We start from the raw sequence: 22,151 nt of genomic DNA, 5'->3' as shown, positions 1-22,151 counted from the left end.
TTGCACGGTCCATAACTTGGGAGACAGAAGCGATGGGAAAGACGGTCAAGGAATTCGTGACCTATTGGGGACCCTCCATCGCCGACTGGGGCGATGGGCCGGACGAGCGTTTCACGATCGATCGCGACGAGGATATGCTGAAGAACAGCAACCGCGGCGGTCGCAAGATGGAAAAGCTGTCGCTCGATGAAATCCTGACGCCCGATGTCGTCACCGGCGTCGACATGGAAAACGGGTTTTTGCCACTGGTTCTTTTCGGCAACGAGGATATCATCATCGAAGTGGCCAATTGCGATCGCGAGCAGGGCGGCTGGCACCGCAATCTGGGCGCCGACGAGTGGGCGTTCCAATATAAGGGATCGCGCACGCTGAACAGCGAGACGGGGCCCATAACGATCAACGAGGGCGAGATGACCGTCATTCCGCGCGGGGTCGCCCACCAGAATGTCGGACATGGTCCGAATATCGAGATCACCATCTATTCGCGCAAGACATTGCAGCGGCTCTGTCCGCTCGACGTCGAAAAGGCGCGGGCGCGGATGAAGATGAAGGACGGCAAACCCGTCGTTCCGCCGGTGAAACTCGATACCAAGATTGAGGATTGAATCATGAAGGTCGCGATCGTCAACATCGATGTCATCGTCACCGGCGACTGGCGGGAGCCTTTCGCTGCCGGCAACACGATCATAACCGAGGATGGCAAGATCGCCTTTGTTGGCGATGAACCCGCGAACCTGGCGCAGGACTGCGATGTCGTCATCGATGCGGCGGGCGCCACGGTTATTCCGGGCCTGATCGATTCACAGATTCACAACACGTTCGGCGATTATACGCCGCGGCAAAAAACCGTGGGTTTTCTTGAAAGCTATGTCCACGGCGGCACAACCACGTCGATTAGCGCGTCGGAAGTCCATGTGCCCGGGCGACCGAAGGATCCCGAAGGCGTGAAAGCGCTCGCCGTCGCGGCGATGAAATGTTTCGAGAATTACCGGCCGGGCGGCATGCGCGTTCATGCAGGCTCGATCATCCTCGAACCCGGTCTGGTCGAGGCCGACTTCGCCGAGATCGCCGCCAAGGGCGTCTGGCTTGCCAAGGCGGGATTCGGGGGCGTCCTGACGCCTTATGACTATGTGCCGATGATCGGCTGGGCCCGCAAGTATGGCATGATCACGACGGTCCACACGGGTGGGTCATCCATTCCGGGATCCTCGGGAATCTGGGCCGAGCATCTGATGGCGATGAACCCGCATGTGTCCTTTCATGTGAATGGCGGGCCGGTGGCTATGCCGGAAGCCGGATTTGCGAAGATGGTCTATGAAAGCGACATCGCATTACAAGTCTGCACCGCCGGCAATTTGCGCACGCTGCTGCTTTTGGGGGATATGGTGCGCGAGGCGGACGTTTTCGATCGCTTTCTGATCGCAACGGACACACCAACGGGATCGGGCATCATGCCGCTGGGAATGCTCTATACGATCACCCATCTCGCGAGCCTGACCGACATGCCGGTCGAATGGGCGATCGCAGCCGCGACCGGCAATAATGCCAAGGTTTACGGGTTGAACAATGGCTTTGTGAAGGTCGGCTGCGATGCTGACCTGGTTATCCTCGATGCCTGCGTGGGCGGGTCGAAGGACAATGCGCTCGATGCCCTGCGTAACGGTGATATCCCGGCGGTTGCGGCGGTCATCACCGACGGTATTCCTCGTTTCGTGGGCCGCAGCCGTAATACGCCGGCGCCGATGAAAACGGTTCGTGTTGCGTCTTCGCGCGTCGTCCAAGATTTTTCTGCCGCAGCGCATTGACGGCATCATGGAACGTCTGTTCATCGAGCCGCGCGACCTTGCGGACGCGGATAAGCTCGCGGCGATGGGACTGCGGCACAATCCGGTAACGGCGCTCGTGGTGCCAAGGCCAATCGCCTGGATCAGCACGATCACGTCCGAGGGGATCGCCAACCTAGCCCCTTTTTCTTTTTCGGGCATGGCATGCCAATCGCCACCGATGGTGATGTTCTGCGCCAACGCGAGCCACGCCGAGGGAGGGGACAAGGATACGCTTCGCAACGTTCGGCAAAATGGCGAATTTGTCTTCAACGTCGCGACGTGGGAGTTGCGCGAGCAGATGAATCGCTCGTCGAGCATGGTGGATCGTCACATCGACGAATTTGACCTCGTCGGAGTGACCAAGGCGCCGAGCCGCGCGATCCGTCCGCCACGCGTGGCGGAATCGCCTTTGTCGCTGGAATGCAAGGTAGCGACGATTGTCGAACTCCCGGCTTGCCCGGTCTCGGGGCAGCGCAACACGGCGACCTTCGGCGAGGTCGTGGGGATCCATATCGACCCGGACATCATCCACGATGGCCGGATCGATAGCGGACGCTATCGACCGCTCGCGCGGTTGGGATATCTCGACTACGCGACCTGCGGCGATATTTTCGAGATGCATCGGCCCGGCCCGCGCAGATGAAACCGCGACTGGGCGGCCGTTCGCTATCACATCCTTTCCCAATTCGGAGCATTTGATGATCGAGCTGAAACGTGAGGCATGCCTCATCGACGGCGACTGGGTCGCGGGCGATGCCTGGCTCGACGTCGACGATCCGGCGACCGGCGCGATCATCGGGCGCGTGCCGCGGCTGGGGAAGGTGGAAGCCGGCAGGGCGATTGCGGCCGCCGACCGGGCGAGAGCTGGCTGGGCCGCGCGTCCGGCGAAAGACCGTTCAGCCGTTCTGCAGCGCTTTTATGCGCTGGTGATCGACCACCGCGAGGAACTGGCAGCGCTCCTGGCGCAGGAGCAAGGAAAACCGCGCGCCGAGGCCCGCGACGAGATCACTTATGCGGCCGGCTTTATCGAGTGGTATGCCGAAGAGGCGAAACGCATATATGGCGAATTGCTTGCGGGCCCGACGACCGACAAGCGCATCATGGTCTTGAAACAGCCGATCGGGGTCGTCGCCGCGATTACCCCATGGAATTTTCCGGCAGCGATGGTGACGCGGAAGATTGCGCCCGCCCTCGCGGCGGGTTGTGGGGTGGTCGTCAAGCCCGCGGAGCAGACGCCATTTACCGCGCTCGCCTTGGGTGCCCTGGCCCAGGCTGCCGGGCTGCCCGCGGGGCTGCTCAATATCGTCACCGGGGATGCCGTCGAGATCGGACAGTGCCTCACGGAAAGCCCGGTGGTGAGAAAATTGTCCTTCACCGGGTCTACCGCGGTCGGCTCGCTTCTCTATGCGCAGTGCGCGCCGACGATAAAGAAGCTCAGCCTTGAACTCGGCGGAAATGCACCCTTCATTCTTTTTGACGACGCCGACGTAGACGCTGCAGTGGAAGGCGCGATCCAGTCGAAGTTCCGCAACGCCGGCCAGACCTGCGTTTGCACGAACCGGATCTATGTCCAGCGCGGCGTCCACGACCTGTTCGTGACCAAGCTGATAGCGGCAGCAGAGCTGCTGAAAGTGGGCCCGAGTTCCGATTCCGAAAGCCAGGTCGGTCCACTCATCGACGATGCGGCGGTGGCCAAGATATTGGCGCACATCGGCGACGCGGTGAATGGGGGCGCGAAAATCGAGACGGGCGGGGGCCCGGCACCCGCGGGTGGACGCTTCATGTCGCCGACGATCCTGACCGGCGTGACCGGCGAGATGCGGGTGATGCGCGAAGAAACATTCGGCCCGGTTGCAGCGATCATGTCGTTCGAAGATGAGGCCGAGGCGATCGCCTTGGCGAACAGTTCCGAGGCCGGGCTGGCAGCTTATGTGTACACGCGAGATTTGTCACGGGCCTGGCGGTTCGTTGAAAAGGTGGAAACGGGGATGGTCGGGGTGAACACCGGCTTGATATCGACCGAACTCGCGCCTTTCGGCGGCATCAAGACCTCGGGTCTTGGCCGCGAAGGCGCGCGCCAAGGCATCGATGAATATCTCGAGACGAAATACGCCTGTATCGCGGTCTAGGCTGCGATTCTATATGTATGACGGGGGATTTTCGGACATATGGCATAGGCCGCGGTCCGGTTCGCTTCGAATGCTGAGCCGGACTGTTCAAATCCGCCGAGCGTCACAGGTTCGAGCAAGTCCATTCCTTCTCGCTCTGGCTCCCTCTCAAAGTCTGTACCCAGCGATCGCGAAGCGGGTCGAGCACAGCATGCGTCGTGCGCGGTGGAATGTGCCGCAGATCCGGTCAGAACGCGGCCGGCTCAAGGGTTCGGCAGGATCGAGCTGGAAGCCCGATCAACTCGATTTGCCGCGATTTCCGGACGATCTATGGCCAGTGCGGCGTCGTTGATCCGCCTCCAGCCAAGCTGCCAACGCTTTCGGCGCCGGGATCGACCGCATGTCGACCGATCTCCGGTGGTCGCCAGAGCTACCGCTTCGGTCTTCGCTGACGGCGCCACTGCGGCCGGTCTGGTCGCCGCCTATTCCCGCGCGACCGGCAGGGCCTGGCGCCAGCAATTGGTTTCGTGCACAGTCTCTGGGAGGCGGGGTTCGCGGCGCTGGGCGCCTGTGGTGACCCGCACGATTCGGCGCTCCTGGCAGAAACGCTCGCCTCCCTGGAAGTCGATACGCTTGTCGGCCGCTCTCGTGGCGCGAGACCCGTGACGGGACCGCCGCCATGCCTCTTCTCGGCGGGCAATGGCGAACCGACCGCGCATCGGGCCGGCCGCAGCTTCCTGTCACGACACCCGATCCCGCCCGTGCGCTGCAGCCTGAGGCCCGGTTCGAGCTGATGTGAGAGCCTGGTTTCGCGAGACCTGCGGCAGTCGGCTTCGGCGACGCGCCGGACCGCCCGCGGTCGGACCGCGACCGGTTTCTAACGCCCCGCGGCCTTTGCGCCGGCGGCGCCGTGCGCCGGCAGCGACCGGGTGCTGCTGCGATGTCGCCGCCTGAAGAAAGCGGGCGTCAATTCTGATTCGCGCTTGAAAAACTTGGAAAAATTGGTGGGTTCGTCAAATCCCAATTCGCCGGCGATCTGATGGATCGACAGGTCGGTATGGGCCAGCAATCGCTTCGCCTCGAGCGCGAGCCTGATGGCGATGACCTGCTTTGCCGTGCGGCCGTCCACATCGAGTGCGGCGCGCGTCAGGCTTCGCTCGGTGCATCCCAGTGCTGCTGCATAATCCGCAACCTGGTGCCAGGAGGCATGTTTGCGCTCGACGAGTTCGCGAAATTTCGCGAAGCGCTGCTGCGCCTTTCCCGGTGGGACAGTCCGGCGGTCGGGCTCATGGCGAAGGAGTATCAACCGAAGAAGCAGCGCGCAAAGCTCATGCTTCAACAAAGCCTGGACCATGTCGAGACGCGCAATGGACCGAGTGTCCGCGCGCATGCGGACGATCGATTGTGTCACCGTGCGCAACGCCGGTACGCCCAGCAGGAGATGAACCGGGAGGCGCTCGATCTCGAGCATGTAATCGTTCGGGTGGCCATCGATCGATGCGCGAAGAAACTCGGATCGGAACAGCAGCATCCATCCCTCCCAATCCGTATCGCGGCCGAAGTCGTGGAGCTGGCCGGGCCGGATGACGACGACCGAGCCGGGAGCGCACGCGACAGGGTGAAAATCGACGAACTGGATCGGCGTGCCTTGGGTAACGCAAATGATCAGATGGAATTCATAGCGATGGCTTGCGCGCAGTTCCTCATGCGTTGCGCGCTGTCTGAGCTCGGAAACCTGGAAGATCTCGATATCCAGATCGACCCCGGGGGGGCGATAGTCGAGCCTTGTGATTTCGGACTTGTCGCCGCGCATGGCAGATTGCCTCCAGGTATGACTGATTGTCCGAAAAATATCGGAAAATGGCAAAAAACGACCGTGTAATGGCAGCTTGCGGATATTAATTATCGGTTTGGCAAATGCAATCGGAGATGTAAATTGGCAACGGACAAGAGCGGCATAACGCAGACCATTATCGATATGGAACTGGCGATCAACGAGCGCTGGAACCGCGGGGATGTCGATGGCGCCCTTGAGGCCTATACCGACGACGTGACCTATTTCGATCCGCTTACGGAGCGACGGCTCGACGGCAAGCCCGCCGTCGAGGCCTATTTCCGCGAAATGTTCGAGGGCAAGCTCAATATTCTGCGTAACGATCTTCCCAACCCACAGGTGATCATCAGCGACGGCGGCGACATGGCGGTCGCTACCTACAATCTGTTCAATTTCGTTCCGGACGGCGCCGGCGGGGAGAAGGGAGGGATGACGTGGAATTCGACGCAGGTCTACCGGGTCGTCGACGGGAACTGGAAGGTGGCGCACGTCCATTGGGCGTTCACGCGCCTTCCCGCAGCCATAGAAGGCATCATGTCCTGACTTTCGGAAGGATGGAGCCCCAATGGCTCCGTCCTTTCCATTGCGGAACGGCGCCAAATGACGAACCTCGAAATTGCCAGGGCCTATATCACTGCGGTCCAGCAGGGCGACCAGGCTGCTCTGGGGCGTTGCTCTCGCCGGCTGCCATCTGGCACCAGCCGGGAAATAATCGCTTCTCCGGCACGCACACCGGCATTGCTGCCGTTGGCGGTCTGCTCGGTCAAATGACGGAAGTGTCTAAGAGGAGCTTCGCGATTGCAGCAGCTAACCGGTTCATGGCGAATGGAGACCTGGTCGCGGTGGAAATCGAGTTTTCCGGCGAACGTGACGGGGTGAAGCTGTCGCAGGCCGGCATCGATCTGCTTCGTTTTTCGGAAGGCAGGATCGTTGTGATGTGGCTGTTTTCGTCCGATCCCGCCGAGGAAGATTCCTTCTGGGTTCGTTGAACAGGCTTATCGCTTGCGGCGCATGAACTCAGGAAGCCGCGGGCTATTCCCCTCTACAAATGCAAAGTGTTCATTCGACGACGGGCGCCAGCACCGCCGCGCTCCATAAGCCGGGCCGTCAACCGCAGAAGAGGAAGCAGGCTGGCGACGCCGTCGCGGCGCTGGCTAGCAGGCCGGCGAGCATCTTCGGCAGTTCCGGCAAGGGGGATGCGGGACGCGCAACCTCGACAAATTGGCCAGTCGGGCGCGGCAGCGCGGGGCGCGCCACCGACGCCGACGTCGCGCCCGGCTCCCGATCTGGCCCGCCGGCCGGCGGCGCCGCGCGTTCTTGGATGATGATCGCGTAACGACCCCGCGGAACGCTGAGGCGATGACGCCATTGAATCTGGTCATAGTAGCGGTCGAGCAATATTCGCAAGCGCGCCGCCATGACCCTTGGATAGCTGTCGCTGGCCAGATGGAAATCGGCGCGGCGACCCAGCGCCCCGGTCGCGATGACATATCCTTTGGGAGGACGACCGCCCCCACGCAGTCGATGATCGACCAGAAACGTCAGCAACCGCGACAGCATCGGCGCTCGTACGAATTCTGGGGATGCGAGCAGGCGTGCCAGCTCGACTTCGATGAAAGCCCGGCTGCCGTCTCGTGGCGACGATTCGCCCTCAGCCAGTCGGACACTCCTGTCAGACCAATATCGGGGAAACGAGCGAGCGACTTCGAGATGACGGTCTGATTTGGGCCGGTTGCCCATGGATCGCCTCGGGCGGGTTGTGGTTGAGGCGGGCCGAAACAGCCATCGCGCAAAAGAGGACTGTTTCCCCGGGCGGGTTGACGCGGGCGTTGACCCTGCCATTGCCGACGCGCCGGCGCAGGGCGCGCGCCGTCAATGCGCTTCCTTGCGGTTGTGCCGCTGCGAGAAGAGTGCGGCGGCGCCGAAAAACGAGCCGAGGCTCATCAGGGTGACGACCCACATCAGACCCCACCCGTCGGCAAGGAGCGCGCCCGCGATGATCGGCCCGAGCGCCGAACCCGCGCGACCGAGACCCAGCACCAGTCCGGCGCCGGTGGCGCGCAGATAGCTCGGGAAGGACTGGGCGATGATGGCATAGGAACCGACAACCGCTGCGTGACCGGCGAAGCCGGTGAGCGCTGCCGCGGTTTTCAGCCAAGGAAGCTCGTTGGGCGCCTGTCCGAAAAGGAGTATCGCGACGCCGGTTGCCGCAAGCACCGCGGGAACGACCAGGCGATTGTCCAGCCTCAGATTGGCAAGAGTGATCAACAGGCATCCGCACAATCCGCCGGCATTGAGCCATAGCAGCACCGCGACGCCCTCGGCCGGCGCATGCCCCAGATCGACGACGATCGTCGGCAGCCACTTCATCATGAAGTAGATCGAGATCATATGGAGGAAATAGGCGAGTATCAGCATCAGCGTGACGCGCAGATAGCCGCCGCCCACCAGTTGACGGACGAGCCCGCTCGGCCTGTCCGCGTCGGCGATCGCGAGGCGTTCGACCGGCGGATGCCCGAACCGGGACAGGACGACGTTGATGCGCAGGAGCCGGTCCTCTTCGGAGCCGCGCGCCTGGACCAGATAGGCAGGCGTTTCGCACAGGATCGCCCAGCAGAGCGGTATGAGCAGCGCAGTGACCCCCGCGCCGAGGAGAAAGACGGCCGGCCAGTTTCCGGACGCAAGGAATTGGCCCGCCACCGGCCCGCCGAGCAGCGCGCCGACCGGCAGGCCAGAGGCCATCAACGTGACGGCGGCGCCCTTCGCCTTGGCGCTCGATACTTCGGCCGCAACCGCGCTGGCGCAAGACATGACCCCGCCGATGCCAAAGCCGGTGAGAAGGCGAAAAAGGGAAAGGCTTGCAACGCCGCCGGCAAAGGATGCCATGGTCATACCGGTCGCTATCAGGATCAGGCAGCCGATCATCGTCGGCCGGCGTCCCGCAAGGTCGGCAACCCGGCCGAGGAGGACCGAACCGAACGCCATGCCGACCAGTTCCATCGACAGGACCAGACCGAGCATGCGCTTATCGATGCCCCACTCGGCCGCGATCGCGGGTGCTGCGAAACCGATCGAGAGCACGTCATAGCCATCGACCGCGAGAATCAGCACGCAGAGCGCGATAATGAGCTTCTGACGCACGCCCATCGGGGCCTGTGCAATGATATCGCGCGGATCGGCGCCGCGTTGGCCTGCATCTTCCATTCCGCCCCCCTTGATTTTCGGTTCACGCCACGTCGGCGGGCCGTCAGAAACGTCCCGACAGCAGCGTGCCGCAGTCGGGCACGCGGGTGTCGATTCCGAGTTCCTTCATCATCTTCCAGCTCGTGCAAACGGCCGCCGACGTGACCGGGACGCCGAGGCGATCCTCGACCTGCTGGATCGCGGCGAGCGATGGCATCTGCACACAGGCCGAGAGGACGACGGCATCGACGCCTTTCGTGTCGAGGCGTGGATAGATGTCGAGGAGGGCGAGGGGGTCGCGCGCGCCGACCGCAAGATTGTCGGGGATCTCCAGCGCGATATAATCCTGCACCGTTACGCCCTCATTCTCGATATAATCGACGACCATTTTGGTGAGGGGCTGCATATAAGGCGCAATCACCGCGATCTTCTTGGCACCGAGGGCGTCGAGACCCTCGACGAGCGCGCCGGCGCTGGTCACGACGGGCGCGTCGCCGTCATTCTCGCGCGTGCGTTCGCGAAGGCGCGCCTGCGAGACGCGATGATAGCCGTGCCCCATCGACATGATCGCAACCAGACACGCATAGCCCAGCACATCGACCTTTGCGTCGGACAACTCCAGCGCGCAGCGGTCGGAATCGGCGTCCATCGCTTCCAACTCTTCCTTCGTCACTTTCTTCATCCGCATGCGGCTCGAATGAAAGGAGAAGCGCTCGGGCGAAACCTGCTCGCGGGCACGGAAAATGGCGGGTATTTCCCGCTCCATCGTCAGGTTGGAACTGGGGACGATCTGTCCGATCTTGATCATGGCCGGGAAATTCCTTTTCTTAAAATGATGTCGCGTCGGGACGCGGCGCATCCTCGCCCGCGTCGGCGGGTTCGGACCGGTCAGCGAGCCCCGGGAAAAAAATGGCAGATTGCGGCGCCTGGTTCACTTCGAGGCGGAAAATGTCGAAACGATTATAATGGCCGATGATGTCGTGCATCTGCTTTGGCTGGATGCAGCGGTTGAGGTCGATCTCGCCATAAACGATCCCCTCCTCGTCTATCAGCGGCGATCCCACAACACGGCCGTCGGGGCCGATGATGCCCGAAAAGGCGCTCGATTTGCGTTCCAGCATCTGTCTCGCGTTGGGATTGACCGTTTCCATCGCGGTGATGATCTCTTCCGAGATGGTTGAGGTCGCGACGATGGTGAAGACTTTGCCCTCGAACGAATGCGCCGAGGCGCGCAGGCGGATCGCTTCGGCCATATCATAGTCGGGCGGCGCGACCGGGAGCGAGATATAGCTTGCTGCATGAATGAGTTCGCCTTGCGCGAGCAGGGCGAAGCGCGCGAGGGTATTGGTATTCTCGCCGCAGGCGAGCCCTCCGAGCGGCCCCAGTTCCGTATCATAGACCTTGAGCGATGACCCATCGCCGCCCGCCCAGGTCATCTTTTCGGCCCAGGTGGGCACCAGCTTGCGGTGCTTGCCGATGATGGCGCCGTCGGAACCGATGAAGACCAGCGTATTGTAAAGCGTTCCCAGCGAAACAGGACTGCGTTCGTTGACCCCGATGACGACATGCACCTTGTGCGCCGCCGCCGCCTCGCACACCCGCGCGATTTCGGGACCCGGAATGAGGATCGAGGCCTTGACCAACTTCTCGAACCAGGGGCTTCCCGTGACCGGATCCGAGATCCACGACCAATAGGGATAGCCCGGGATGAAGACTTCCGGGAACACGACCAGCTTCGCGCCGCCCGCCGCCGCCTCGCGAATCGACGAGGCGGCGATTTCCGCTGTCGCCATCGCATTCAGAAAGGCGGGAGCCTTTTGGACGGCGGCGGCGGTAAAGCAGGGCAGTTCGCCGGTTGGAATCATCGATCGATCTTTCTTGATTGTAGACGGCGTTCCGGCCGCGCGGGCATTTGGCAATCGGGCGCAGGAGCAAAGCAACGGGAAACGACCGGTCTCGCGCCGGCCGCTTCCGTTCGGTGCCCGCCGGGGTGGGTCAGACGGGCTGTGGCTCGACCTGATACTGGATGTTGGGCAAGGCCTTGATCAGCAGGATATCGGTGTTGTCTTCCAGGCCGATCTCGCGATGCTCGTCTCCGGGCTCGACGCAATAATAGTCGCCCGGGCCGCACTCGCGATCCTCGATCGAGCAGTGGAGTCTGCCCGACAGGACGAAGACCTGAACCCAGCTGTCATGGCGGTGCATGCCAAGGTCCTGACCCTTGTACATCCGCACCACCGACGTCTGGAACCCCATGCCATCATATAGGACGGCGCGGGGGATAGCATGGCCGACGGCGGAATCGTCCTTAAACTCGCGCTCGTTTTTCATCACATATTTTGTCATTTTCCGTCTCCTCTGCAAATCGCTTCGCAGTGCCTGCCGCCGATCGGCAAGGCCGTGACGCGAAGCGCATCTTCTTTCGTTTCGCGAGCAGCGCCGTCGATGGCGGTCTGCCGCATACTACTTCATTTTGATTGCAGTTGCACGTATGTCGTCCCGCGATGAAGGCGGGGCTAGCGCGCGTCCTCTCATGAAAAATAGATCGCCTTGGTCTCCAGATAGGGTTCGAGGCCTTCGGGACCCGCTTCCCGGCCGATGCCCGATTGCTTGTAGCCGCCGAAAGGAATTCCGGGATCGACCTGCAACCCGTTGATGCTGATGTTTCCGGTGCGGACCTGCCGGGCGATTGCCTCGGCGCGCGCGAGATCGCGCGAAAAGACCGTGCCGCTCAGCCCGAAATTGCTGTCGTTGGCGATCCGGACCGCGTCGGCGTCATCGTCATAATCGATGATGCACACGACAGGCCCGAAGACTTCTTCCTGCGCGACGCGCATGTCGCTCGTCACGCCTTCGAAGATCGTCGGTTCGATAAAATAGCCACGGTTGAAGGCCGTCGACGCGCTGCCGCCGATGACGGCGCGCGCGCCCTCCTGTTTCGCGATGTCGATATAGTTCAGCACGCGGTCGCGCTGCACTGCGCTTGCGACGGGGCCCATGAAGGTCGAAATCTCCCAGGGATCGCCCAGCGTCTTGCTCGCCATGGTGTCGGCATAGGCTTCGACGATTTCCTTGTGCCGGCTGCGCGGGACGAGGACGCGCGTCTGCGAAAAGCAGACCTGCCCCGCCAGCGGCATGGTGAAGGGCAGGGCGGTTTCGAGCCAAGCGGAAAGATCGGCGTCCTCGCAGAGGATCGAAGCCGATTTACCCCCGAGTTCCAGGCTGACCCGGGCAATCCGGTCGGCGCACACCGCGGCGATATGCCTCCCCGCCGCAACCGAGCCGGTAAAGCTGACCTTGTTGATCTGCGGCTGGCGGATCAGCCAATCGCCCGTCTCGCGGCCGGCAGGAACAATATTGACGACGCCCGCCGGGATTCCGGCCGCTTCGACGCATTCGGCGATGATCAACGCGTCGATCGGAGATTCGGGGCTCGGCTTGACCACGACGGTGCAGCCGGCAAGGAGCGCCGGCGCGAGCTTCTGCGTCAGCAGGAACAGCGGCGAGTTCCAGGGAACGATCAGCGCGCAGACCCCAACGGGTTCGCGGATGACCTTGGCATAGCCGAACTGGGTCTTGCGTTCTTCTTCGAAGGTGAAACTCTCGGCCAAGCCCGCGAAAAAGTCGAAATGGGCCGGCGCCGAAGGCACGAAGCCCTCTGACATCCACATGGGCGCGCCGATCTGGGCGGGCCAAAGGCGTTTCAGGAGCGGCAGGCGTGCGCGAATCTCGTCAGCAACGCGGCGCAGATAGGCCGCACGCTCTGCCGGCGTCAGTCGCGGCCAGGGGCCGGCCTGGAACGCGAGGTCGGCTGCATCTACCGCCTTGGCCATATCGGCGATCGAGCCGGCTGGAACCTGCGCCTGGACTTCCTCGGTGACGGGCGAGACCAGCGAGATTAACGCATCCGTTTCCGGAAATACCCATTGCCCGCCTATGTAGAAGCGGCCGCGGACATTCGAGGAAAGTTCCTCTTCGGCCCGGAATCGATCTGCAATCTCCACGATTTTCTCCTCTACCCTTGTTGATCTAGCTGTTGCGCGACCGCACCGCACGCGGTGGAGCGCGCGGCAGGCGCCCACTCGGTGAAGTCGGGGCGCAGCATTTTGAACTGGTCGGTCGAACGCAGGTACCAGCCGGCACCATGCATGCGCGAGACAAGGCGCATGGCGTCTGTATCGACATGGAAACGCTCGGTATCGATCAGGCGGTCGTCGATATGGAAATGATGGACCCGCCCAAGAAATATGGTCGCGCCTCCGACGTCGACCTGCTCGAACAGCCGGCATTCCATAGCGACGGGCGCCGAGGCGATGCGCGGCGGCGCGACATTCACCGAAGGGCTTGTCGCGATAGCGCCATGCTCGATTTCGTCGAAATCGGGCGGACCATCGATGCTGGTGAAATTCATCGACGCCGCGTCGGCCTCGGAGACGAGGTGGACAACGAACTCGCCGCGATCGAGAATATTCCGCGCCGTATCCTTGAGGCTCCCGTCGGCGCGGCGAACGATGCCGAGGACGATGAGCGGCGGATCCGAGCTCATCATGTTGAAGAAGCTGAACGGCGCTGCGTTGGCGTGCCCGTCCGCCGATAGCGAGGTGACCCACGCGATCGGCCGCGGGGTGATTGCAGCGCTCATGAGCTTGTAGCGATCGGCCGCGCTCGTCTGGGAGAAATCATATTCCATCAGCGCCTCGCAGACTGCTGCTGGTTGCGCGGGCGCGCTCGCGTGCCGGCGCCTGGCGCGTTCGAAGGCATGCGCGAATCATGCCTCGCGCAGCCTGCGCCCCCGCCTGCAATGCCGTGACTTTCCATGATTCCTGGTCCTTCAGCAGCGAGTGCGGGGGAGCGATGGCGACGAAGCCACTCTAGTTGCATTTGACACTCCCGCCAAGATATTTTAAGTCTATAGTAATTTCGTTGCGGAGAATCCGATGTCGACGGCAAGTTTTGACCAATATCGCGAGGATGTGGCCGGCCGCGCCAATGTTGCCGACACCCCCGAGCTCGTCGCCTATTACAAGAGGCTCGGAGAGCTCGGCACCGGCGCGCTATGGACCGTCGCCAACAAGATCGAACCATGGGAACCGGTCTCGACGTCCGTCCCGATGCTCTGGCGCTACCGCGACCTGCGCGCCGACGTGCTGAAGGCGCTCGATCTCGTCACCCCGGAACAGGCCGGTCGGCGCGTCGTCTATCTCGAAAACAAGGGGCGCAGCGATGTCGTCGCGGCCGTAGGCTGGCTCTATTCGGGCCTTCAGGTGATGGCGCCGGGCGAGTGCGCTTCGAGCCACCGCCACAGCGCCAGCGCGCTACGCTTCATCATGGAAGGGAGCGGAGCGTTCACCAATGTCGACGGACACAAGATGACGCTGGGCGCGAATGATTTTGTGCTGACGCCGAACGGCACCTGGCACGAACATGGCGTTGCCGAGGACGGCACCACCTGCATCTGGCAGGACGGTCTCGACATTCCGTTGATGAACGCACTCGAGACGAATTTCTACGAGGTTCATCCCGATCTCAACCAGGCCGTCGCATACCCGGTCGACGACAGCAGCGCCGCATGGGCCGGAGCCGGTTTGCGTCCCGCCGGAGTGGCATGGACGAAGCGCTATTCGCCGCTGCTGAAATATGAGTGGGCCCCGACTTACGATGCGCTCACCCGCTATGCGCGCGCGACCGACGGTTCGCCCTTCGATGGGGTGTGCATGGATTATGTCAATCCCGATACCGGCGGACCGGTCATGCAGACGATCGGCGCGACGATGCAGCTGCTGCGACCCGGCGAACGCACCAAGGCACACCGCCAGACCGGCAACTTCGTCTATCAGTGCGCGAAGGGAAGCGGCTGGTCGGTCATCAACGGCCAGCGCTTCGACTGGCAGGAGCGCGATATCTTCGTCGTGCCGGCCTGGATGTATCACGAACATGCAAATGCTTCGGACAGCGAGGACGCTTGCCTGTTCAGTTTTCACGATCTGCCCGTCATGCGCGCGCTCGGCGTGTACCGCGAGGAAGCCCTCGGCGAAAACGACGGACACCAGCCCATCCTCGCCTGATCGCCAGATCCCCTATTTTCCTTCGAAAGGAGTCCCATGCGTCTCGTCACCTATCGTGCCACCGTCGAAACCGAAGCCCGCCTCGGGGCGCTTTCGGGCGATCTTGTCGTCGACCTACAGCGTCTCGGCGCGGCGAGGGGCGTGCCGCTTCCCGCCTCCATGCTCGAATTCATCGACCTCGGGCCGCAAGCGGTCGCGATAGCGAACGGGCTCGTCGAAGAGGCCGCTGGCCTGTTTCCGGTCGGCACCGCGCTCCCGCTGTCGAATGTCCGCCTGCTCGCGCCGATTCCGCGTCCGCGCAAGAATATCTTCGGCATCGGGCTCAACTATACCGAGCATGTTGCCGAGTCCGCAAAGACGCTCGACACCTCGGCCGATCTCCCCAAGCAGCCGGTGATCTTCTCCAAGCCGCCGACGACGGTGATTGGTCCCGACGAGCCGATCCTGCACGATGCGACAATTACCCAGCAACTCGACTGGGAGGTCGAGCTTGCCGCAATCGTCGGACGAACCGCCAAGCGGGTCCGTCGCGAGGATGCGCTCTCCTATGTCTTCGGTTACACCGTCCTCATCGACATGAGCGCGCGCGACTGCCGCCGCGCCGGACAGTGGATCTATTCGAAGGGGCAGGACAGCTATGCGCCGATGGGTCCGGTGGTGGTGACCGCCGATGAAATTCCCGATCCGCAGACGCTCGACCTCTGGCTCACCGTTAACGATGTCGAAAAGCAGCGCAGCAACACCGCCTATATGCTCTTCAAGGTCGACGAACTCATTGCCGACATCTCTCGCGGCATCACCCTCGAGCCGGGCGACATCATCGCGACCGGGACGCCGGCCGGCGTCGGGGCGGGGCGCGATCCGCAGGAATGGCTGTGGCCCGGCGATGTCGTTGTTGCCGCCGTCGAAGGCATTGGAACCCTGCGTCACCCGGTCGTTAAAGCTAGCTAACGGTCCCGGAACGCACAGGGCCTGCCGGCAACCGCCGGCAGGCCCCTTTTTTGCCTTTGGCAGACGGTGAAGCAAGCCGCGGGCGGCGGAAAGTCGGGCCGCCGCAACTGTTTTGCACGATGATCCAAGAAACGCGCGATTGGCGAAATCATGCGCCGTCGCCGACCGCCGGGACGGCCTGTGCAGGCGGCGTTTCGAACGATGCCGTATCTGGATAGATGCTGCGGGATTCGCTCATGGTGCCGCGTTGAAGGCTGGGCGTAACTACTGTTGAATAGGCTGCAGAAGAGAGAGATGCCGTTGTGATTTGCGCGATTCCGCGTCGCGCAGATGTCGGCAAGGTGCGGCGATCGGTCCGTCGTCGCCAGATGCGCCACCCGCAAGGTCTCTCAAGGATTGGGATATGGAAAACACAACGACGCTAAGAGAAATGAAAATCGCGGGCATCCGCGACGTCGCTCGCGACATTCGGGAAATCGAGCTTGTTCCGGTCGACGCCGCGCCGCTCGATAATTTCTCTGCGGGCGCCCATATCGAATGCGCGGTCATCCTGCCGGACGGCTCGCCGGGCCTGCGCGCTTATTCACTTGTCAATGCGCCGGGTGAAACGGATCGATACCGCGTCGCCGTCGCGCGAAGCGCCGACAGTCGCGGCGGGTCGGCTTTCATGCACAGGCTTGAGGTGGGGGGTACGCTCCAGGTTGGCCGCGCGCGCAATGATTTTCCGTTGCTGCTGTCCGCCTCGCAATCGCTACTCGTCGCCGGCGGCATCGGCGTGACGCCGATCCTCGCGATGGCGCGTACTCTGGCGCATACCGGGCGGCCCTTCCAGCTCCATTATGTGGGGCGCGAACGCGCGCTGATGGCCTATGCCGACGAAATCGAGGCAATGGACGGCGCGTCGGTCGTGACCGATGGCGGCGACCCGGCGCAGGGCCTCGATCTTGCCGCGCTCCTGAAGGATCCGCCGCCGGCATGTCATCTTTATGTTTGCGGTCCGCGCCCGCTGATCGAGGCGACGCTCGCCGCGGCGCGCGCTGCCGGCTGGACCGATCGTCAGCTTCATTTCGAACTGTTCGGCGGCGAGGCGCCGCTCAGCGGCGACCGGCCGTTTACGGTCGAATTCGCGCTTAGCGGCCAGAGCGCCGAAGTCGGCGTGGGCCAGACGATCCTCGACGTCATGGAGGAATTGAACCTCGACCCGATATTCGACTGTCGCCGCGGTGAATGCGGGGTCTGCGTCGTCGATGTCATTTCGGGCGAGCTCGACCACCGCGACATGAATCTCAGCGAGCGCGAAAAAGGCGCCGGCAAATTGATCTGCACATGCGTGTCGCGCGCCAAGGGCGATCGCATCGTAATCAACGCCTGACCAGAAACAGGAAATAGGGAGTTCCCCATGGCAATTGATCTGAACAATATCGGAGCCCTCGTCGAAGAGGATCAGGTACACAAAGCTGTCTATACCGACGCGGATGTCTTCGATCTCGAAATGGACAGGATTTTCGGCCACGCTTGGGTCTATGTCGGCCACGAAAGCCAGATCCCCAACACCGGCGACTACCACCAGGCTTTGATCGGGCGCGAGTCGGTCGTGCTGATTCGCGGCGAAGACGGAAAAGCCCATGTTCTGTACAACCGTTGCCCGCACAAGGGCGCGGCACTTGTCGTCAATCCTTGCGGCAATGCCGGCCGTTTCCTCCGCTGCCCGTTTCATGGCTGGAACTTCCGTTGCGACGGCCGGCTGCTGTCGGTCCCGGCGCGCGAAGGATATGAGGACACCCGGCTCGACACGCGCGACCCGCAATATTCAGTGAAGCGCGTCGCGCGCTATGCATCGTACCGCGGCTTCGTATTCGCCAGCCTTGCCGAAGACGGACCGTCGCTCGAAGAATTTCTGGGCGGAATCAGCCTCTCGATCGACAATTTCTGCGACCGGGCGCCCGAAGGCGAAGTCGAGGTCTCGGGCGGGGTCTTCCGTGTCAGGCAGCGGTCGAACTGGAAGATTTTCTTCGAGAACCTCAATGATACGTCGCATCCGATGGTGACCCACGAAAGTTCAGTCAACGCGGCGCGCGCCAAATATAAGAGCCTGCCGGAGGGCTCCGAAATGCCCTTCCAGCTCCACATCATCGAGGGCAATGGCGAACCCTATGATTTCTGGGGCGCGCTTGAAATGGTCGCCTACGATCATGGCCACAGCTATATGGGCGCCATCTTCATGCCGCCGACCGACCGTATCTCGCTCGAGCATCAGGCGTCGCTGGAGGCGGTCCACGGGGCAGAAAAGGCACGCGAGATCCTGGCGGTCCAGCGGCACAACTCGGTCATCTACCCCAGTTGTTCGCCGCACACGTCGTTTCAGCAGCTGCGCGTCATCCGCCCGATCTCGGTCAATGAAACGATGGTGGAAATCTACACCTTCCGCCTCAAGGGCACCTCGGACGAATTTTATCAGCGTTCGGTGGCATACGCCAATATCGTCAACTCACCCTCGTCCAACGTGATGCCCGACGATATCGAAGTCTATGCCCGCTGCCAGGAGGGTCTCCAGACCGATGGCGGCGACTGGGTCAGTCACCACCGCGAAGCGGGCCGCGAAAAGGCCGAAGGTGATGGCCGATATACGGCGGGCGGCCTCAGTGAATTGCCGATGCGCAACCAGTTCCGCGCCTGGGCGGGTTATATGACGAAGGAGGCTTGAGCGATGGCAACGATGGTTTCGACGCAAGCTGACATCGGCCGCGTTTCGCAATTCCTGTATGAGGAGGCCGCACTGCTCGACCAGCGCCGCTGGTTCGACTGGATGGACCTGTTCGCCGAAGGCGCGATGTACTGGGCGCCGCTCACCCCCGACCAGCCCGATCCGATCAACCATGTGTCGCTGTTCTACGAGGACGCGATGATGCGCGAAGTGCGCGCCCGCCGGCTTGAAGAACAGCGGGCCTGGTCGCAGCAACCGCTGGTGCAGGCCGCCCGCATCGTCGGCAATATTCGCCTGGGCGAACCCGAGCAGGACGGCGAGATACTGGTGCGCTCGACCTTCATCATGGCCGAGAGCCGGATCCCCTTCCATCGCCAGATCGCAGGCTTCTACACGCACCGCCTGGTCGAGCGGGAAGGCCGCTTCCTGATCGCGCAGAAGCGGGTCGATATTATCGACAGCGAAGGCGTTCACGGCAATTTCGAAGGCTTTTTGTGAGCCACACGGTCCTGCTCGCGCTGCATTACCAGAATGAGGTGATGCACGGGGCAGGCCGGATTCGCCTCGGGACCCGCGACGACACGCGGCGGGCTGAGCTGGTAGCGGCGGCGCACGCCTTGCTGGCGGGCGCCCGCGCCGCGTCGGTGCCGGTCGTCCATGTGCGGATCGCCTTCCCGAAGGGGCACGAAGGCGTGCTGACGAACGCACCGATCTTTCGCAATGTCGTAGCGTCCGGCGCGATGGAAGAGGGGAGCTGGGGCGCCGAATTCTTCGACGGGCTGGAACCGCGCGGCGGCGAAGCGGTGGTGACGCACGGCCGCGTCAACGCCTTTTTCGAATCATCGCTCGAAGAAACATTGCGCGGGCTCGATGCGGGGCGGCTGATCGTCGCGGGCGTTGCCACCAATTCGGTGGTCGAGCACAGCGTGCGGCATGCCGCCGACATGGGCTATGACGTCGTTGTGGCCGCCGACGCTTGCTCTGCCGCCGACCCGGCTGTCCATGCGGCCGCGCTTTTCAACCTGTCGCTCGTCGCCGAAGTTTCGGCGGTCGATGACATATTTCCGGGAGTTGCGGCATGAAGGATCTCGAAGGGCGCACCGCAATCGTGAGCGGCGCGACACAGGGGCTGGGGCTCGCCATCGCCCATGCGCTGCACGCGGCCCAAGTCAATGTCGTGATGCTCGGTCGCGGTGAAGCGACAGGGCTGGCGGCAGCGGCGGAAGTCGGGGAGCGGGCCTTGTTCGTGCAAACCGACATCGGGAGCGACGCGGATATCGACGCCGCGGTGAACGCCGCGCTCGCGCGTTTCGGCCGCGTGGACATGTTGATCAACAATGCCTGCATCTATGTCGACCGCGGGCTGGACTCCACGCGCGAGGAGTGGCTGGGGACGCTGAACGTCAACTTGGTCGGCGCGGCGATCCTGACGCAGAAAGTGGCCCCGCATCTGCCGGACGGCGGGGGCGTCATCGTCAACATCACCAGCGTCGGCGGAAAATTCGGCGCGGCGGGCCGTGCTCTTTATCCCGCGTCGAAAGCGGGTCTCGCGCAATTCACCCGTAACGCAGCGGCGACTTTGGCGCCGCGCGGCATTCGCGTCGTCTCGGTGACGCCCGCCTGGACATGGTCGCCGGCGTTGGAGGCCCGTGCGGGCACGATGGAACGCGCCGACCGCGTGGCGGCGCGCCTTCACCCGCTTGGACGGGCCGGTCGCGGCGACGACGTCGCCGACGTCGTGCTGTTCGCCTGTTCAGACGGCGCGCGCTTCATCACGGGCACCGAAATCTCCGTCGATGGCGGATTTACCATGCTGGGCCCTGACCAGGGACGAAGCCCGGCAGCCTGGTTCGAGGAGGCAGGGCAATGACCAGCTACGACGTGATCATCATCGGCAGCGGCATCAACTCGCTCGTCTGCGCGGCCGAACTGACTCAAAAAGGGCGCAAGGTGCTCGTGCTCGAACGCGAGGCTGTGGCCGGGGGCTGTATCCGCACCGAGGAAGCGACACTGCCGGGATTTCGGCACGATCTTTTTTCCATGTCTTACCCGCTGTTCGTCACAACGCCTTTCTACCCGAAACTGAAGCCGCTGCTCGATGCGGAAGGGGTCAGCATGGTCAATGCGACGCTGCCGACAGGCGTGTTGCTCCCTGACGGGCGGTCGCTGGTCTTTCGGCAGGATCGCGATGCCAACCGGGCGGCGTTTGCGACGCTCGGTGCCAAGGACGGCGACGCACATGTCAACGCCATGCGGGGCATCGAAGCCGAAGCGCCTTTGCTCTTCGGCCTTTTGGGCAATGAGCCGCGTTCGGCCGCGACGGTCAAGCTGCTGGCGAAAGCTGGCTGGTCCAAGGGGATCGACGGCATGGCGCACTTTGGCGCCGACGCGCTTGTTTCGGTGCGCGACTGGCTCGAACAGACGTTTGATTCCGACCTTATCCATGCCTTGATGGCCCCTTGGGTTCTCCATGTCGGGCTTGGTCCCGAAAGCAGCTTTTCGGCGATGATGGCAAAGGTCGTGATGTTCACCCTCGAGGCCGCGGGACTGCCCTTTGTCGAGGGGGGCAGCGACCGGATCGTCGGGGCCTTTACCCGCATCATCGAAAACGGCGGCGGCGCCGTGCTCCGCGACTGCGATGTCGCGCGCATCGACGTCGCGGGCGGCCGGGCGACGGCGGTTCGCACGACCGACGGCCGCCGCTTCGAGGCGCGGCGGGCCGTCGCCGCCAATGTCACCCCGGGGCAGCTATATGGCCGCCTGCTCGACACCGATCTGGTCCCTGAGCCGGTGGCTGTCCGCGCCGCCGCCTATCGTTTCGGCCGGGCCGACATGCAAATCCATCTTGCCCTGTCGGAGCCGGTGCGCTGGGCCGATCCCGAATTGGCGAAGGTGGGGCTGCTTCACCTGACGAGCGGTCTGGACGCCGTCTCTCGCGCGGTCAACGAGGCCGACCGGGGGCTGCTTCCGGCCGAAGGGACGATCGTTGTCGGGCAACCGGCCGATGCCGATCCCAGTCGTTGCCCGCAAGGAAAGTCGATCCTGTGGATCCAGCTCCAGGAGTTGCCGCGCGCCATTCGCGGCGATGCCGCGGGGGTGATTGATGCGCCCGCCGATGGCCGATGGGACGACCGGACGGCCGCGGCCTACGCCGAGCGTATCCTCGATCGGATCGAAGCGCATGTTCCCGGCTTCCGCGCTACGATCCTCGGCCGCAAGATATACGGTCCGCACGACCTCGAGGCGCATAATATCAATCTCGTCGGAGGCGATCCCTATTCGGGGGTCTGTTCGATCGACCAGTTTCATCTGTTCAGACCCTTCGCCGGCAGCCGCAACCACGCCACGCCCGTGCGCGGGCTTTATCATATGGGCGCCTCGACCCATCCGGGACCCGGGTTGAGCGGGACATCGGGATTTATGGTGGCACAGGCGATCGGCTGATCAGGGGAGGTGGATCGTAAGCCGCCCGCGCGACGA

The 22,151-nt window shown here is 63.1% G+C and carries 22 protein-coding genes; 14 read left to right on the top strand and 8 right to left on the bottom strand.

Translation table 11 applies throughout. The features are described 5' to 3' along the window. The first annotated feature begins 32 nt into the window (after window positions 1–32). From ASD73_RS01395 to ASD73_RS01380, 4 genes are read left to right on the top strand one after another with little or no spacing between them, the layout of a single operon-like run. Window positions 33–605: a hypothetical protein gene (locus ASD73_RS01395; RefSeq protein WP_056369802.1), complete on the top strand. Its 573-nt coding sequence runs from the start codon at window positions 33–35 to the stop codon at window positions 603–605. A gap of 3 nt (window positions 606–608) precedes the next feature. Beyond that, window positions 609–1,805, top strand: a complete 1,197-nt coding sequence (locus tag ASD73_RS01390) for an amidohydrolase family protein (RefSeq protein ID WP_056369804.1) — start codon at window positions 609–611, stop codon at window positions 1,803–1,805. 7 nt (window positions 1,806–1,812) lie between these two features. Continuing rightward, on the top strand, window positions 1,813–2,469 hold the full coding sequence (locus tag ASD73_RS01385) for a flavin reductase family protein (RefSeq protein WP_200934860.1): 657 nt from the start codon (window positions 1,813–1,815) through the stop codon (window positions 2,467–2,469). Window positions 2,470–2,524: 55 nt separating this feature from the next. Beyond that, complete coding sequence (locus ASD73_RS01380) at window positions 2,525–3,955, top strand: NAD-dependent succinate-semialdehyde dehydrogenase (RefSeq protein ID WP_156377247.1); 1,431 nt, start codon at window positions 2,525–2,527, stop codon at window positions 3,953–3,955. A gap of 856 nt (window positions 3,956–4,811) precedes the next feature. Here ASD73_RS01380 and ASD73_RS01375 read toward each other — a convergent pair. Further along, entirely contained in the window at window positions 4,812–5,747 is a 936-nt protein-coding gene (locus ASD73_RS01375) for a helix-turn-helix transcriptional regulator (RefSeq protein ID WP_056369808.1), read from the bottom strand. Between the two features lie 123 nt (window positions 5,748–5,870). On the opposite strand from ASD73_RS01375, the gene ASD73_RS01370 reads away from it, so the two are divergent. After that, window positions 5,871–6,311: a YybH family protein gene (locus tag ASD73_RS01370; protein ID WP_156377246.1), complete on the top strand. Its 441-nt coding sequence runs from the start codon at window positions 5,871–5,873 to the stop codon at window positions 6,309–6,311. A gap of 128 nt (window positions 6,312–6,439) precedes the next feature. Further along, window positions 6,440–6,757, top strand: coding sequence for a nuclear transport factor 2 family protein (locus ASD73_RS01365; protein ID WP_200934859.1), 318 nt, complete (start codon window positions 6,440–6,442; stop codon window positions 6,755–6,757). A 118-nt stretch (window positions 6,758–6,875) separates the two neighbouring features. Here ASD73_RS01365 and ASD73_RS01360 read toward each other — a convergent pair whose 3' ends face one another. From ASD73_RS01360 to ASD73_RS01330, 7 genes are all read right to left on the bottom strand, one after another. After that, the gene (locus tag ASD73_RS01360; protein WP_156377245.1) at window positions 6,876–7,508 is read right to left on the bottom strand and encodes a hypothetical protein; all 633 of its coding nucleotides are present in this window, start codon (window positions 7,506–7,508) and stop codon (window positions 6,876–6,878) included. Window positions 7,509–7,640: 132 nt separating this feature from the next. Further along, entirely contained in the window at window positions 7,641–8,972 is a 1,332-nt protein-coding gene (locus tag ASD73_RS01355; RefSeq protein WP_056369813.1) for an MFS transporter, read from the bottom strand. A 43-nt stretch (window positions 8,973–9,015) separates the two neighbouring features. Beyond that, window positions 9,016–9,759 (bottom strand): maleate cis-trans isomerase family protein, encoded by a 744-nt coding sequence (locus ASD73_RS01350; protein ID WP_056369815.1) that lies wholly within the window; start codon window positions 9,757–9,759, stop codon window positions 9,016–9,018. 19 nt (window positions 9,760–9,778) lie between these two features. Continuing rightward, the gene (locus ASD73_RS01345; protein WP_056369816.1) at window positions 9,779–10,816 is read right to left on the bottom strand and encodes a carbon-nitrogen hydrolase family protein; all 1,038 of its coding nucleotides are present in this window, start codon (window positions 10,814–10,816) and stop codon (window positions 9,779–9,781) included. A gap of 130 nt (window positions 10,817–10,946) precedes the next feature. Next, window positions 10,947–11,297 (bottom strand): cupin domain-containing protein, encoded by a 351-nt coding sequence (locus tag ASD73_RS01340; protein ID WP_056369818.1) that lies wholly within the window; start codon window positions 11,295–11,297, stop codon window positions 10,947–10,949. Between the two features lie 185 nt (window positions 11,298–11,482). Continuing rightward, window positions 11,483–12,955, bottom strand: coding sequence for an aldehyde dehydrogenase (locus tag ASD73_RS01335; RefSeq protein WP_200934858.1), 1,473 nt, complete (start codon window positions 12,953–12,955; stop codon window positions 11,483–11,485). An 11-nt stretch (window positions 12,956–12,966) separates the two neighbouring features. After that, window positions 12,967–13,641, bottom strand: a complete 675-nt coding sequence (locus ASD73_RS01330; RefSeq protein WP_056369820.1) for a flavin reductase family protein — start codon at window positions 13,639–13,641, stop codon at window positions 12,967–12,969. A 247-nt stretch (window positions 13,642–13,888) separates the two neighbouring features. Here ASD73_RS01330 and ASD73_RS01325 point away from each other — a divergent pair, with 247 nt between their 5' ends. The 8 genes from ASD73_RS01325 (at window position 13,889) to ASD73_RS01290 (ending at window position 22,115) form a co-directional block, all read left to right on the top strand. Next, complete coding sequence (locus ASD73_RS01325; protein ID WP_056369822.1) at window positions 13,889–15,016, top strand: cupin domain-containing protein; 1,128 nt, start codon at window positions 13,889–13,891, stop codon at window positions 15,014–15,016. 36 nt (window positions 15,017–15,052) lie between these two features. Further along, complete coding sequence (locus tag ASD73_RS01320; protein ID WP_056369825.1) at window positions 15,053–15,967, top strand: fumarylacetoacetate hydrolase family protein; 915 nt, start codon at window positions 15,053–15,055, stop codon at window positions 15,965–15,967. A 403-nt stretch (window positions 15,968–16,370) separates the two neighbouring features. After that, window positions 16,371–17,339, top strand: coding sequence for a PDR/VanB family oxidoreductase (locus ASD73_RS01315; RefSeq protein WP_082521284.1), 969 nt, complete (start codon window positions 16,371–16,373; stop codon window positions 17,337–17,339). A gap of 27 nt (window positions 17,340–17,366) precedes the next feature. Further along, window positions 17,367–18,671: an aromatic ring-hydroxylating dioxygenase subunit alpha gene (locus ASD73_RS01310; protein ID WP_056369828.1), complete on the top strand. Its 1,305-nt coding sequence runs from the start codon at window positions 17,367–17,369 to the stop codon at window positions 18,669–18,671. Window positions 18,672–18,674: 3 nt separating this feature from the next. Beyond that, window positions 18,675–19,169: an aromatic-ring-hydroxylating dioxygenase subunit beta gene (locus ASD73_RS01305; protein WP_235534058.1), complete on the top strand. Its 495-nt coding sequence runs from the start codon at window positions 18,675–18,677 to the stop codon at window positions 19,167–19,169. Continuing rightward, entirely contained in the window at window positions 19,166–19,753 is a 588-nt protein-coding gene (locus tag ASD73_RS01300; RefSeq protein WP_082521283.1) for a cysteine hydrolase family protein, read from the top strand. Before ASD73_RS01305 ends, ASD73_RS01300 begins: the two co-directional genes overlap by 4 nt. Further along, window positions 19,750–20,541 carry an SDR family oxidoreductase gene (locus ASD73_RS01295; RefSeq protein ID WP_056369830.1) on the top strand — a complete coding sequence of 264 codons (792 nt, stop codon included), beginning with the start codon at window positions 19,750–19,752 and terminating at the stop codon, window positions 20,539–20,541. Before ASD73_RS01300 ends, ASD73_RS01295 begins: the two co-directional genes overlap by 4 nt. Continuing rightward, a complete protein-coding gene (locus ASD73_RS01290; RefSeq protein WP_056369832.1) occupies window positions 20,538–22,115 on the top strand; it encodes a phytoene desaturase family protein in 1,578 nt (525 codons plus the stop codon). The genes ASD73_RS01295 and ASD73_RS01290 overlap by 4 nt, the downstream gene beginning before the upstream one ends. Window positions 22,116–22,151 lie beyond the last annotated feature (36 nt).

The sequence above is a fragment of the Sphingopyxis sp. Root154 genome (assembly GCF_001427105.1).
Lineage (GTDB): Bacteria > Pseudomonadota > Alphaproteobacteria > Sphingomonadales > Sphingomonadaceae > Sphingopyxis.
Note: the sequence above shows the minus strand (reverse complement) of the source record. Positions and strands in the feature narration are given on the sequence as shown.

Bases quoted from the DNA above. Each gene is read 5' to 3' on its own strand.
- ASD73_RS01385 (WP_200934860.1), top strand. From the start codon at position 1,813: ATGGAACGTCTGTTCATCGAGCCGCGCGACCTTGCGGACGCGGATAAG.
- ASD73_RS01315 (WP_082521284.1), top strand. From the start codon at position 16,371: ATGGAAAACACAACGACGCTAAGAGAAATGAAAATCGCGGGCATCCGC.
- ASD73_RS01290 (WP_056369832.1), top strand. From the start codon at position 20,538: ATGACCAGCTACGACGTGATCATCATCGGCAGCGGCATCAACTCGCTC.
- ASD73_RS01320 (WP_056369825.1), top strand. From the start codon at position 15,053: ATGCGTCTCGTCACCTATCGTGCCACCGTCGAAACCGAAGCCCGCCTC.
- ASD73_RS01295 (WP_056369830.1), top strand. From the start codon at position 19,750: ATGAAGGATCTCGAAGGGCGCACCGCAATCGTGAGCGGCGCGACACAG.
- ASD73_RS01375 (WP_056369808.1), bottom strand. From the start codon at position 5,747: ATGCGCGGCGACAAGTCCGAAATCACAAGGCTCGACTATCGCCCCCCC.
- ASD73_RS01395 (WP_056369802.1), top strand. From the start codon at position 33: ATGGGAAAGACGGTCAAGGAATTCGTGACCTATTGGGGACCCTCCATC.
- ASD73_RS01380 (WP_156377247.1), top strand. From the start codon at position 2,525: ATGATCGAGCTGAAACGTGAGGCATGCCTCATCGACGGCGACTGGGTC.
- ASD73_RS01325 (WP_056369822.1), top strand. From the start codon at position 13,889: ATGTCGACGGCAAGTTTTGACCAATATCGCGAGGATGTGGCCGGCCGC.
- ASD73_RS01340 (WP_056369818.1), bottom strand. From the start codon at position 11,297: ATGACAAAATATGTGATGAAAAACGAGCGCGAGTTTAAGGACGATTCC.
- ASD73_RS01330 (WP_056369820.1), bottom strand. From the start codon at position 13,641: ATGGAATATGATTTCTCCCAGACGAGCGCGGCCGATCGCTACAAGCTC.
- ASD73_RS01305 (WP_235534058.1), top strand. From the start codon at position 18,675: ATGGCAACGATGGTTTCGACGCAAGCTGACATCGGCCGCGTTTCGCAA.
- ASD73_RS01390 (WP_056369804.1), top strand. From the start codon at position 609: ATGAAGGTCGCGATCGTCAACATCGATGTCATCGTCACCGGCGACTGG.
- ASD73_RS01355 (WP_056369813.1), bottom strand. From the start codon at position 8,972: ATGGAAGATGCAGGCCAACGCGGCGCCGATCCGCGCGATATCATTGCA.
- ASD73_RS01360 (WP_156377245.1), bottom strand. From the start codon at position 7,508: ATGGGCAACCGGCCCAAATCAGACCGTCATCTCGAAGTCGCTCGCTCG.
- ASD73_RS01350 (WP_056369815.1), bottom strand. From the start codon at position 9,759: ATGATCAAGATCGGACAGATCGTCCCCAGTTCCAACCTGACGATGGAG.
- ASD73_RS01345 (WP_056369816.1), bottom strand. From the start codon at position 10,816: ATGATTCCAACCGGCGAACTGCCCTGCTTTACCGCCGCCGCCGTCCAA.
- ASD73_RS01310 (WP_056369828.1), top strand. From the start codon at position 17,367: ATGGCAATTGATCTGAACAATATCGGAGCCCTCGTCGAAGAGGATCAG.